Source organism: Pseudomonas asplenii, assembly GCF_001293465.1.
GTDB classification, from domain to species: Bacteria; Pseudomonadota; Gammaproteobacteria; order Pseudomonadales; family Pseudomonadaceae; genus Aquipseudomonas; species Aquipseudomonas fuscovaginae_B.
In genome coordinates this window covers 19,938-31,386 of record NZ_JSYZ01000026.1, presented here as the reverse complement: position 1 = coordinate 31,386, position 11,449 = coordinate 19,938, and the positions used below count along the sequence as shown (strand labels likewise).

The following is an 11,449-nucleotide window of genomic DNA, read 5'->3' as shown; positions in this document are numbered from 1 at the left end:
CAATTTCGTACACAGCCTAGGGCGACGACACGCCCGACTGGTGGAAGGAGGTTTACACCCCGCTCCGATCGTCATGGCGTCCCGACGCGAAGTATGGATAGACTCGGCGGGAACCAGGGCAGGAGTCCCTGGATGTCCGAAGGAGCAGGCAACATCATGGAACTATCAAGACAACACAAGGCGAGACTCAGGCGGCTGTCTGTCGGACTGCTGAGCGTATGGCTGGCAACCGGCATCACCCAGGGTTTCGCAGGGGAGAAGGAAGCAAAGGGAATGCAGAGTATCCAGTTTCGCAAGGTCATCGACCTCAGCCACGTCATCGCCCCCACCATCCCGCTCTGGCCCCACGATCCTCCGGTGGTGTTCAACACGGTGGCCACCCAGGAAAAGGATGGCTACTACCTGCGCAGCTTCAGCATGGGCGAACACAGCGCCACCCATATCAATGCGCCGAACAGTTTCCACGCCGACGGGGTCGGGATCGACGCCTACAAACCCGAGTCGCTGGTACGCCCGGCGGTGGTGATCGATGTGAGCTCCCAGGCCCAGGCCAACCCCGACTATGTGATCAGCGTCCAGGACATCAGGAACTGGGAACAGAAGCATGGACGCATCGCCAAGGACTCCGTGGTACTGCTCCATACCGGTTGGCAGAACTACTGGAACGACCCCAAGCGCTTCTTCAACGCAGACGACAAGGGTGGCCTGCACTTCCCCGGGCTGGGCAGCGACACCGCGGCGTTCCTGGTCAACGAACGCCACATCGCCGGAGTCGGCACCGACACCCACGGCGCCGACCCGGGCCAGGATACGGTGTACGCCACCAACAGCCTGGTATTGGCCAAGAACGGCATCATCCTGGAGTGCCTGACCAACCTCGACCAGTTGCCGGCCAAGGGCACCACGCTGGTGATCGGCCTGCTGCGGCTCAAGGATGGCTCCGGCTCCCCCGCCTCGGTGATGGCATTCGCCCCCTGAGCCCTTCGGCTCAGGCCCCCTCGACCACCGGAGCGCTGACCTCGAACTGCGCCCGGTGGTCCGCCGAGCGGCGCAGGACATCGGCGAACCCCTGGAAGCTGGCCGGCTTGGTCAGGATGTCGTTGGCGCCAGCGGCCCGGAAATGCTCGATTTCGTTCGAAAAGGCACTCGCAGTGAAGGCGACGATGTAGCACCTGTCGCCCAACGGCAATTCACGGATCCGCCGGATGGCTTCCATGCCGTCCATGCCCGGCATGTTGATATCCATCAGGATCACTGCCGGCAAGGCCCGCCGGCACCTGTCCAGCGCCTCGAGGCCATCGCAGGCCAGGTCCGGTTCGTACCCCAGGGTCTGCAGCATCGCCGTGGCAACCTTCTGGTTCAGTTCGTGGTTCTCCACCAGCAGGATGTCCAGCGGATAGTGCCTGGCGAACGAGGCGTCGAATTCCAGTGCCGGGTGCTCGCCGGCGACCGGAATTTCCTGTTCGGAGAAAGGCTCGATCGGCAACGAAAACGCAAAGGTCGAACCGACGCCGAACAGGCTGCTGAACGACAGGATGCCGCCCTGGGCCTCGATCAGGTTCTTGCAGATCGACAACCCCAGGCCGCTACCGGTGAAACGCTGATTGTTCGCGCCCTCGAACTGGGTGAACGGCTTGAACAGGCTGCCATGCCGCTCTGCGGGAATACCGACGCCGGTGTCACGAATGGAGAAGTTCAGCCGCGGCGGTGACTCGCTGTCGCCGAGCGACACCGTCAGCGACACCTCTCCGGTCTCGGTGAACTTGATCGCATTGCCCAGCAGATTGATCAGGATCTGGCGCAGGCGATCAGGATCGGTCTTGACCAGGTTCGGCACCTGCGGGAATACCGTGACCTCAAGCGTGACCGGCTTGTCACGCAGGTTCTGCCGGACCATCTCGACGCTCGAGGCGACCAGGCTGTGCAGTTCGAACACGCGAGGCCTGAGATCGAGTTTTCCCGACTCGATCTTGGCCAGGTCGAGAATGTCGTCGATCAGCGCCAGCAGCGTCTTGCCGCTGGTGTGAATGGTGCCCAGCAGATCGCTCTGCTGCGCAGTCAGGGGCGTTGCCCAGAGCAGGTCGGTCGCGCCGATCACCCCGTACATGGGCGTGCGGATCTCATGGCTCATGGTCGCCAGGAACTGGCTTTTCATCCGGTCCGCTTCTTCGGCGGCGATCTTGGCCTGCTTCAGGACCTGCTCGTTGGTCTGCAGCTGGCGCAGATGGGTGCGCATGCGCAGCGCGTCGATGACAAACAGCAGGCTGAAGGACAGGAAAACCAGGATGGCCAATACGATGTGGTGCAGGGAGTCCTGGTTCAGCTCGTGGTAGTAGTCGGCCAGGGTGATTTCCGCCCCGGCGACATAGGGCGTGCCGTCCTGGGACTTCATGGGCACGAAGACCGCACGAAAGTCGCCCCAGTGATCGGTGTAGTCGATCCAGCTCGGCCCCGTCTGGTCGAAGCTGTCGAGCAGGGTCTGGCTGGCATCGGGGTAAGGATCGAAGAAGCGGACGAAGTTGTTTTCCTGGACTTCCTTGGCCGAAGCACTGGAGCTGACCAGAATGGCCTCACCGCCCCGCTTGATCACGGTGTAGACGAAGGCGGTGCCCATGGACTCGTTGAAACGCGAAAGCTTGCGGATGGCATCCAGGTCCTCCGCTTCGGACTTCGAATGCCTGTCGACCAGATCATTGTGGTAGCGGTCGCCGAGAATCGCTGCCCCACCCAGTGCCGCATGCAACAGCTTGTTGTTGATGCTGTCGGTCAGAATGCGTTGAGCCTGGGCGTGAAGATAGTAGATGTAGCCACTGACACCGACGACGTAGACAAGCAGCAAAATTCCAATTTTTCGCCTGACCTTGAACATGCGATACGGCCTCCATTGCCGTCTGACACCGGGCTCCACAAGCTCTTCCCGGGTATCGCCGTCGAGAATAAGTCATGCGTGGGGAAAACACACCCCCGTCAGGTCATGCTGAGGTTCACGCAGGTGCCCAGGGGAACCGGCTCGCCGACAAGCCGGTTCCCGCCCGGTCGTCAGTCGCGGAGGAAGGCGAGCAGGTCTTCGTTCAGTTGAGCGGCGTGAGTCACCGCGAAACCGTGCGGCGCGCCGGCATAGACCTTCAGGCGGGCCCCGGGGATCAACGCGGCCGCCAGCTTGCCGGTGGCTTCCAGAGGCACGATCTGGTCGTCGTCGCCGTGGATCACCAGCGTCGGTACGTCGATGGTGGCCATGTCCGCACGGAAGTCGGTTTCGGAGAATGCGCTCACGCAATCCAGGGTGCCCTTGAGCGAGGCCAGCAGGGCAATGTTCAGGGTCTGGGTCAGCACGCCCTGGGAAACCACCTGGCCGTGGTTGATGCCGTAGAACGGCGCGGCGAAATCGGCGATGAACTGCGCACGGTCCTTGAGCAGGCCGGCCTTGATGCCATCGAATACCGCCTGGGGCACGCCCTGCGGGTGGTCTTCGGTCTGGATGAACAGCGGGGTCACCGCGCCCAGCAGGACCAGCCTGGCCACCCGCTTGCTGCCGTGACGGGCGATGTAGCGGCTGACATCGCCACCGCCCATGGAGAAGCCCACCAGGGTGACGGCTTCGAGGTCCAGGTGCTCGATCAGTTGGGCCAGATCGTCGGCGAAGGTGTCGTAGTCATAACCGCTCCAGGGCTGGCTGGAACGACCAAAACCGCGCCGGTCGAAAGCGATGGTGCGATAGCCACGGCTGCTCAGGTACTCCATCTGGTATTCCCACATGTCCGCATCCAGCGGCCAGCCATGGCTGAACAGCACCGGCTTGCCTGTGCCCCAGTCCTTGTAATAGATCTCGGTGCCATCACGTGTCACGAATGTGCTCATACAAACTCCTGTGGGTCATGGGTCGAATCGGCAAGGAGGCAAGCCGCAAGCAGCGCTGCGGGCTCACCGGCGAGCGGCCATCGGGCTGCCCGTCCCGCCTACTATCCCCGGAACCCGCCACGCGGAATTGCAGGCATGTGCTGTCTCGTCCAGCCCACGCAACGAATCGGCGGCAGGCAGTATGCACCCGCAATCACAGGGTGCGGTTGTGCTGTTCCCCGCCATTGGATGATGGCCATTTCACAACTTTCCAAACAGCCTCTGGACAACCCAAAAACTGCTTGTTAGTTTCCGCCAGCCAAATGTTTCAACGTATGATAGAGATACAGAAATGATATTAAAGTGATGGCACTTTCTGTCTTTCTCTACAACATAACAAGGATGTCGACGATGAAAAATCTGCAGGGTTTGCCTAGCCTTATCAGTGCGTCAGTAGGTGCCCCCGGCAAGGCTCGAAACTTGCCCGCCGATGTTCAATGCATCCAGTACTTGTTTAACCTGATCATCCCGAAGATGGGTTTCCCGCTGCAGGAAAATGGCAAGTGCGACGCCCAGTTGGTGCAGTGCATCAGCCAGTATCAGTTCCGCCATCTCAAGTACGCCCACCCTGATGGCGTCGTCGACCCGACCGGCCGAACCTTCAACAGCCTGATCGAAGAAGCGATCAAGGTGCCGGTCAAGCCGAACTTCGGCCTGCGCCTGCCGACTTTCTTCAACGCATTCGCCAACAGTGGCGGCGATGTCCAGGCCACGGTCAACCACTACCTGGACCGCATGCGCGCGATGATCGAAGCCGAGCGGCGCAACCGCCAGATGGTGCTGCAGGCCACGTGCGACGGCAACATGACCCTGAGCGACACCGACTTCCAGAATGCCGCCACGCAACTGGGTAACGGCATTCCTGTGAACATCATCAAGGCCTTCGCCACCGTCGAATCCGGTGGCCGCTCCGGTTTCGGCCCGGCCAAACTGCCGGTGATCGCCTTCGAAGGGCATACCTTCCGCAAGTACACCAAGAGCAAGTACGACAAGACCCATCCGCTGCTGTCCTACCCCTATGTGAAAAAGGCCGGCCCCCAGTGGCAGGTCAATAACAAGGATCAGGCCAAGGCCTGGGAAACCATGGCCACCGCTTTCGGCCTGGATCAGGAAGCCGCATTGATGTCGGCGTCCTGGGGCATGTTTCAGGTCATGGGTTTCAACTATGCCGCCTGTGGCTACAAGAATGTCTTTGAATTCGTCACCGACATGAAACTCAATGCCGGTACGCAACTCAAGGCATTCGTCGGCTTTTGCCTGAAGAGCCCGGCCTTGATAAAGGCGATGAAGAACAAGGATTACGTCGGCATGGCGTCCAACTACAACGGCAAGGATTATGGCGACTATGACTCGCGCATTAAAAAGGCCTACGAAAAACTTGAAGGAAAAAAATGACATGACGCGTAAATTCTCCGTTTGCCGCTGGCTGATCGCCGGGGCGATTTCGCTGTGTGCCGGCACGTCGGCCTTCGCCGCAGAGCTGCATTCGGGCAAGTATGAGCAGTTGATGCTGGCGGTCACGCCGGATCACCAGGTCGAAGGGTTCTATGCCGAAGAGCGTGGTGAAGGCAACACCTTCAGTTGCGCCTTCTACCTGCAGGGCAAGCCCGCGACCCTGTCGACCTGGCTCGACGAAGTCTATCCGGGCAGCGTGAAACCCTCGGCCGATGGCGTGACCCTGACCGTGGAACAGGGCCAACAGCACCCCGGCTGCATGAATGTACTGATGCCGGAAATCGCCACCGGCCTGGACCTGACCCGGACCGCGAGCAAGAACTGGATCGGACTGGTCACCGTCTCGGCTGACAAGGCCCTGCTGCAGAAGACCCCGGACGCCAAGGCCACCAAGGGCCCCTACATCGTCAAGGGCGATGTCGTCGGCGTACTGGCCTACAAGGATGGCGCCGCGCAGGTCGAGTTCACCAATGCCAAGGACCGCACCTTCACCGGCTGGATCAGCCAGGACCAGTACTCGCGCCTGAGCGTACCCCAGCACTGATCCCCTGCCTTTGCGTGGGAGCGGCGGTCCGACTGGCCCGCCGCCCCTGCAACCGTGACAATGCGGCGCCCTCTCACGGAAGGCCCTCTCCACGCCACGCTCTGGCCATCCTTGGCCAGATTCGAGCAAGACGGACCTACCCTCCTCTGCCTCACTGGTTTACTCTGCCCCGGTCAAATGCCGACGCAACAGGCATAGAACCGTGTTCCAGGACCTCACATGCCGCTTTCATGCATGGTTCCCGCTGACACATTTTTCGACTAAAAATGCACCTCTCGCCTCTTCGAATTGAAAGAATCACTCCGGTGGCAAAAGGATTTCGGCAAAATGGGAATGCTTCGCTTGTTTCTGGCTTTATCGGTTCTCGTACACCATACCCCGAAAGCGCCTTTCCATTGGCTTCATGCCTCAATCGCGGTGATGTTCTTTTTCATGATTTCGGGGTTCTACATGACCCTGGTCATCAACGAGAAATACATAAAATCCGACACACCGTGGATCGCCAGATTCTATCTCTCCCGAGTATTCAGGATATTCCCTGTGTACCTGGCCATGCTGCTGTTCATGATAGTCTGGTACTTCTATACCGACACGCCAAATGTCTTCACCGCCAACATGGGACATGGTTTCTCAGGCCAGGCCAGCCTGGTCTTCATGAATCTGTTCATTCTCGGCCAGGACTGGCACCAGCTGACAGCCTATTCACTCGCCAGTTACGACAGCAATGCCTATACGAGCTTTATCGGCTCGCACATCGATAGTTCCTATTTTAAGAACACCATAATGCTCATTGGGCAGGCCTGGACACTCTCAATCGAGCTCATATTCTACATTCTGGCGCCATTCATCGTTCACAGTCGCCGCAGAATCATCATCGTGCTGATTACCAGCCTGCTGGTGCGCCTGGTGTTCTGGGACATGCGGGAAACGTTCAACCCGTTTGGCTGGGGATATTACTTCCTGCCTTCGACGCTGTGTTTTTTCCTCATGGGAAGCCTGGGCTACTATTTCTACCGAAAACTGATCAAGTGGCCGCTGCTGGAAAACGCGACCATACCGGTTAACCTCATCGTACTCGGCGGCACTCTTTACATACTGTTGTCCGGTGGTTACCCAGTCGTCAGCAGAGCCACAGGCTACGATACGCTGCCACTCTGGCTGTTCTATTGCGCCTTTGCCTTCTGCCTGCCCTTTGTTTTCCTGCTCTGGAAAGACAGTCGTATCGATCGCTGGCTGGGCGAGTTCAGCTACCCGCTCTACATCGTTCATGGACTGATCATCGGCATGATGCTGGGGGATGTCGGCCTACCCGAGGGAACCTACTCAACCCAGGCGATCATCATCGGGACTTCGCTCCTGGTTGCCTGGTTTGCCTGTTTCGCCATTGAAACGCCCTTCAATAAATGGCGGCAGCGCAAGATCGTCACTGCCGCCTCCCCCGCCTGGTCCACAGGCTTGCGCAAACCATTGGCCTGGACCGGAGCGGCGACGGTCACCGCCTGCCTGTATATTGCCTGGCTGACGTCCTATACACCGAAGCAGGCACCTCCCGCGATCCTCGTGAAGGTCGAGTCGACGCTTCAATACAATATCGTCAACTATGACGACAGGTTTTACGGTGTCCCATTCGGCACGGACATCAAGTGGGGCGGACATAACTATGAACAGACTCCGGGCCTGATCGTCGCCACCACCCAGGAAGAGGTCAGCGAGGCCATTCATAGGAAGTCCGGTAACACGCCTGCCCCCGTGCAGGGGCCTACCGCCACCCTGGTGAAAGTCGAACTGGAGTATCGATACAATATTGTCAACTACGCCAATAAATTCTATGGCATCCAGTTCGGCACCGCGATCGAGTGGGGAGGCCCCGATTATGAAAAAACCCCGGGACTGATCATCGGCGATACTCAGGACGCGGTCAGTGAAGCGATCCACCAGAAAGTCGCTGAAACCACCTCGGGGACACCCGTGCCGCCCGCCGTCCTGGTGAAGGTGGAAAAGGCGTACCGATATAATATCGTCAGCTATGCCAACAAGTTTTATGGCGTCCAGTTCGATACCACGGTCGAATGGGGCGGGCTGAATTATGAAGAGACTCCGGGACTGATCATCGCCAAAACCCAGGAAGCGGTCATGGAGGCGATCGCCCGGAAAGTCGGCGCGATTGCCCGGTAGAGTCGGCGAGAAGCTTCAGCGCCATGGGCCAAGTCTATGTGCTTGATGCATGGCCTATTCTCAAACGTCATAACTGCCCCCGTTCCCGCGTGGTAGTCTCGCCGGATCAATGAATAGGCATAGATCGTATTTGACGATGGCCAGAACCAGGAAAGATCATGCCGAAAATCTCCCACACCGCTCTTCGTCGCAACTTCCGTGAATTGCTTGCCAAACCAGCCTGTGTCGAAACCGCGTCCGTGTTCGACCCGATGTCCGCGCGGATCGCGGCCGACCTTGGGTTCGAGGTCGGCATCCTCGGTGGCTCGGTCGCCTCGCTGCAGGTGCTGGCAGCCCCCGACTTCGCCCTGATCACCCTGAGTGAATTCGTCGAACAGGCCACGCGGATCGGCCGTGTCGCCCAGTTGCCCTTCATCGCGGACGCCGACCACGGCTATGGTAACGCCCTCAATGTGATGCGTACCGTCGAGGAGCTCGAACGCGCCGGTGTCGCGGCGCTGACGATCGAAGACACCCTGCTGCCTGCGCAGTTCGGCCGCAAGTCCACCGACCTGATCTCCATCGAGGAAGGCATCGGCAAGGTCAAGGCCGCCCTCGAGGCCCGTGTCGACCCGGAGCTGACGATCATCGCCCGGACCAACGCCGGAGTACTGCCGACCCAGGCCATCATCGAACGCACCAGGGCCTATGAAAAGGCCGGCGCCGACGGCATCTGCATGGTCGGCATCAGTGACTTCGAACACCTCGAGCAGATCGCCGAAAACCTCAGCGTACCGCTGATGCTGGTGACCTACGGCAACCCGAAACTCAATGATAGCCAGCGCCTGGCGGACCTGGGCGTGCGTGTGATCGTCGCCGGCCACGGGGCCTACTTCGCCTCGATCAAGGCCACCTACGACAGCCTCCGGGCCCAGCGCCAAGTCACCCACAGCACCTCGAACCTCAGCGCCACCGAGCTGACCCACACCTATACCTTCCCCGAGAGCTACGTGGCCTGGGCGAAAGAGTTCATGGACGTGCAAGAGTGACGCGGGCCGAACGGCAGCGGTAGGCGCTGCAACCTGTCGCCCAGGGACCGGGCGGCCCTGTCACGGGTGGACCGGGTAGTCGATGTAACCCCGCTCGTCACCGCCGAAAAAGGTCGTTGGGTCGGGGGTATTGAGGTCAAGCCCCTCACGGATCCGCCGTGGCAAGTCAGGGTTCGCCAGGAACGCCCGGCCAAAGGCCACAATGTCCGCACGCCCCTCCCGGATCGCCTTTTCTGCGGACGCCGGGTCATATCCCCCGGCGATCACCAGCACACCTTGCCAGGCCGCACGCAGCTTCAGGATGATTTCGTCCCAGCGCGGGTCCAGGCTCTCGTCCTTGACCGTGCCGACGACGGCGGGCTCGACCAGGTGCAGGTACGCCAGCCCGTAGCGGTTCAGCGACTCGACGATATAGGTGAAGGTTTCCATTGGCGTGTCGTCGCCCATGCCCATGAACCGCCCCATTGGGGTCAGCCTCACACCGACGCGATCCGCCCCGATCTCTTTCGAGACCGCCTGCACGATCGCCAACAGCAGGCGGGCACGGTTCTGGTAGGAACCGCCGTAGGGGTCCGTGCGCCTGTTGCTGTTACTGTTGATGAATTGGTCAAGCAGGTAGCCGTTGCCCGCATGGATTTCAACACCGTCCATGCCAGCCTCGATGGCATTGAGCGCAGCATGGCGGTAGTCGTCGATGATGCCGGCGACCTCCTCGGTTTCCAGGGCACGAGGAACCGGTACATCGCCCCATACCCCCTGGCCGTCTTCGTCGACGATGAAGGTCTTGCCCGGTGCCGCGATGGCGCTTGGGGCCACGGGCAACGCATGACCAGGCTGGAAGCTTGGATGCGATACGCGCCCCACATGCCACAACTGCATGAAAATGCGGCCGTCCCGTTCGTGTACCTCATCACTCACCCGCTTCCAGGCTTGAATGTGCGCAGGCGTATAAATGCCGGGGGTCCAGGCATATCCCTGCCCCTGTTGGGAGATTTGCGTGGCCTCGGTAATGATCAGCGCGGCACTGGCTCGCTGGCCGTAATATTCAACCGTCATTTCAGTGGGAACATCCCCCGGCTGGCCGGCGCGCGAGCGGGTCAGAGGCGCCATTGCAATACGATGGGGAAGTTCCAGGGCGCCCACGCGAATGGGCGCGAAAAGATTACCGATCATGGGTCAGTTCCTTTTTCAAGTAGGTTTCAATACAGATGAAAGTTGCCGTGATATTGCTGTTGTTGCGATGTAGCGAGATTAAAATCAAACTTCGAACTTGATAATCACTCGATACCGGGCAAGTGCGTTGCGCAACTCGCAATGGGCTACCGGTCGATCTCGCTCATAGCGCGGTGCGCGCCTTGCCCCGATACACACGCAGGACGTCGGCCATCACGGACAGGGCAATTTCAGCCGGTGTGCGACTGCCGATATCCAGGCCGATGGGCATGTGCAGGCGCTCGATATCCGAAGCGGACAGCCGGCCTATCCGCTGCAACCGTTCAGCACGTTTTTCCGAAGTTCGCCGCGAGCCCATGGCGCCGATGTAGAAAGCCGGCGTGTGCACGGCCTCCATCAACGCGAGGTCATCGATCCGGGGATCATGGGTCAGGGCAACAACAGCGGTGGCCTCATGGCAACCGCCGTTGGCAATGTAGACCGAGGGCAACATCGGAATCAGCGCAATGCCCTCGATCGCCAGCACCGCCGCTTCTTCCCGTGGGTCACAGGCGATCACCTCGAACCCGAGCGCACGGGCAAACTGGCCACAGGCCTGGGCGACCGGCGATAACCCCGCGAGCAACAGGCGCAGGGCCGGCCCCAGGTTCAGTTCCAGGCGGTTGCCTGCCCATATCACGGCCTGCGCACCGTCCAGGTGGCGCTTGATGCTGAACTGCCCGCTCTCCAGCTCGATCACCCGCGTCAGTCGGCGCTGCCCACGCAAAGCGTCGAGCAGTTGCCTCAAATGCGCTCGCCACTCAACGCTCGCCTGCCGGTGTTCGACCAGCACGTCCAGGCTGCCGCCGCAGGGCAGTTGCAAGCGGCTGCGCTCTTCGGGCGTCCTCCCATAGCTGACGACCTGGGCTGGCGCCCTATGCTCGCCGCGGCCAAGCGCCTCGATAAATTCCTCTTCCACACAGCCACCGGACAATGAGCCACTGTGGGCACCCGAGCGGATGGCAACCAGCATGGCCCCTGGCGACCTGGGCGCGGAACCGAAGGTCGAGAGCACCGTGCACAGCCATACGCTTTTGCCTTCATCGGCCCAGGCCAGGGCCTGTTCAAGAACCGTCACATCCAGATGCTGCATTTATCTTTACCCTCGCCAATTCCGGCTCAAGCCATCGAACATCGA

The 11,449-nt window shown here is 60.3% G+C and carries 9 protein-coding genes; 5 read left to right on the top strand and 4 right to left on the bottom strand.

All coding sequences use genetic code 11. The features are described from left to right. Window positions 1-273 precede the first annotated feature (273 nt). Window positions 274-978: a cyclase family protein gene (locus PF66_RS27770; protein ID WP_054064451.1), complete on the top strand. Its 705-nt coding sequence runs from the start codon at window positions 274-276 to the stop codon at window positions 976-978. 10 nt (window positions 979-988) lie between these two features. Here PF66_RS27770 and PF66_RS27765 read toward each other — a convergent pair whose 3' ends face one another. Continuing rightward, window positions 989-2,869, bottom strand: a complete 1,881-nt coding sequence (locus PF66_RS27765) for an ATP-binding protein (RefSeq protein ID WP_054058092.1) — start codon at window positions 2,867-2,869, stop codon at window positions 989-991. A 170-nt stretch (window positions 2,870-3,039) separates the two neighbouring features. Next, complete coding sequence (locus PF66_RS27760; protein ID WP_054064450.1) at window positions 3,040-3,858, bottom strand: alpha/beta fold hydrolase; 819 nt, start codon at window positions 3,856-3,858, stop codon at window positions 3,040-3,042. A 390-nt stretch (window positions 3,859-4,248) separates the two neighbouring features. Here PF66_RS27760 and PF66_RS27755 point away from each other — a divergent pair, with 390 nt between their 5' ends. The 4 genes from PF66_RS27755 to PF66_RS27740 all read left to right on the top strand — a co-directional run bounded on the left by PF66_RS27755 (window position 4,249) and on the right by PF66_RS27740 (window position 9,099). After that, window positions 4,249-5,292, top strand: coding sequence for an N-acetylmuramidase family protein (locus PF66_RS27755; protein WP_054058094.1), 1,044 nt, complete (start codon window positions 4,249-4,251; stop codon window positions 5,290-5,292). Window position 5,293: 1 nt separating this feature from the next. Beyond that, window positions 5,294-5,896 carry a hypothetical protein gene (locus PF66_RS27750; protein WP_054064449.1) on the top strand — a complete coding sequence of 201 codons (603 nt, stop codon included), beginning with the start codon at window positions 5,294-5,296 and terminating at the stop codon, window positions 5,894-5,896. Window positions 5,897-6,223: 327 nt separating this feature from the next. Then, window positions 6,224-8,071, top strand: a complete 1,848-nt coding sequence (locus PF66_RS27745) for an acyltransferase family protein (RefSeq protein WP_054064448.1) — start codon at window positions 6,224-6,226, stop codon at window positions 8,069-8,071. A gap of 158 nt (window positions 8,072-8,229) precedes the next feature. Continuing rightward, window positions 8,230-9,099 (top strand): isocitrate lyase/PEP mutase family protein, encoded by an 870-nt coding sequence (locus PF66_RS27740; protein WP_054058097.1) that lies wholly within the window; start codon window positions 8,230-8,232, stop codon window positions 9,097-9,099. A gap of 60 nt (window positions 9,100-9,159) precedes the next feature. On the opposite strand, the gene PF66_RS27735 is transcribed toward PF66_RS27740, so the two are convergent. Then, the gene (locus PF66_RS27735) at window positions 9,160-10,272 is read right to left on the bottom strand and encodes an alkene reductase (RefSeq protein WP_054064447.1); all 1,113 of its coding nucleotides are present in this window, start codon (window positions 10,270-10,272) and stop codon (window positions 9,160-9,162) included. Between the two features lie 163 nt (window positions 10,273-10,435). Further along, window positions 10,436-11,404 carry an XdhC family protein gene (locus PF66_RS27730; protein WP_054064446.1) on the bottom strand — a complete coding sequence of 323 codons (969 nt, stop codon included), beginning with the start codon at window positions 11,402-11,404 and terminating at the stop codon, window positions 10,436-10,438. Between the last annotated feature and the right edge of the window lie 45 nt (window positions 11,405-11,449).

Excerpts from the sequence above, each read along its gene's own strand:
- PF66_RS27770 (WP_054064451.1), top strand. The coding sequence starts at position 274 with ATGCAGAGTATCCAGTTTCGCAAGGTCATCGACCTCAGCCACGTCATC.
- PF66_RS27765 (WP_054058092.1), bottom strand. The coding sequence starts at position 2,869 with ATGTTCAAGGTCAGGCGAAAAATTGGAATTTTGCTGCTTGTCTACGTC.
- PF66_RS27760 (WP_054064450.1), bottom strand. The coding sequence starts at position 3,858 with ATGAGCACATTCGTGACACGTGATGGCACCGAGATCTATTACAAGGAC.
- PF66_RS27755 (WP_054058094.1), top strand. The coding sequence starts at position 4,249 with ATGAAAAATCTGCAGGGTTTGCCTAGCCTTATCAGTGCGTCAGTAGGT.
- PF66_RS27750 (WP_054064449.1), top strand. The coding sequence starts at position 5,294 with ATGACGCGTAAATTCTCCGTTTGCCGCTGGCTGATCGCCGGGGCGATT.
- PF66_RS27745 (WP_054064448.1), top strand. The coding sequence starts at position 6,224 with ATGGGAATGCTTCGCTTGTTTCTGGCTTTATCGGTTCTCGTACACCAT.
- PF66_RS27740 (WP_054058097.1), top strand. The coding sequence starts at position 8,230 with ATGCCGAAAATCTCCCACACCGCTCTTCGTCGCAACTTCCGTGAATTG.
- PF66_RS27735 (WP_054064447.1), bottom strand. The coding sequence starts at position 10,272 with ATGATCGGTAATCTTTTCGCGCCCATTCGCGTGGGCGCCCTGGAACTT.
- PF66_RS27730 (WP_054064446.1), bottom strand. The coding sequence starts at position 11,404 with ATGCAGCATCTGGATGTGACGGTTCTTGAACAGGCCCTGGCCTGGGCC.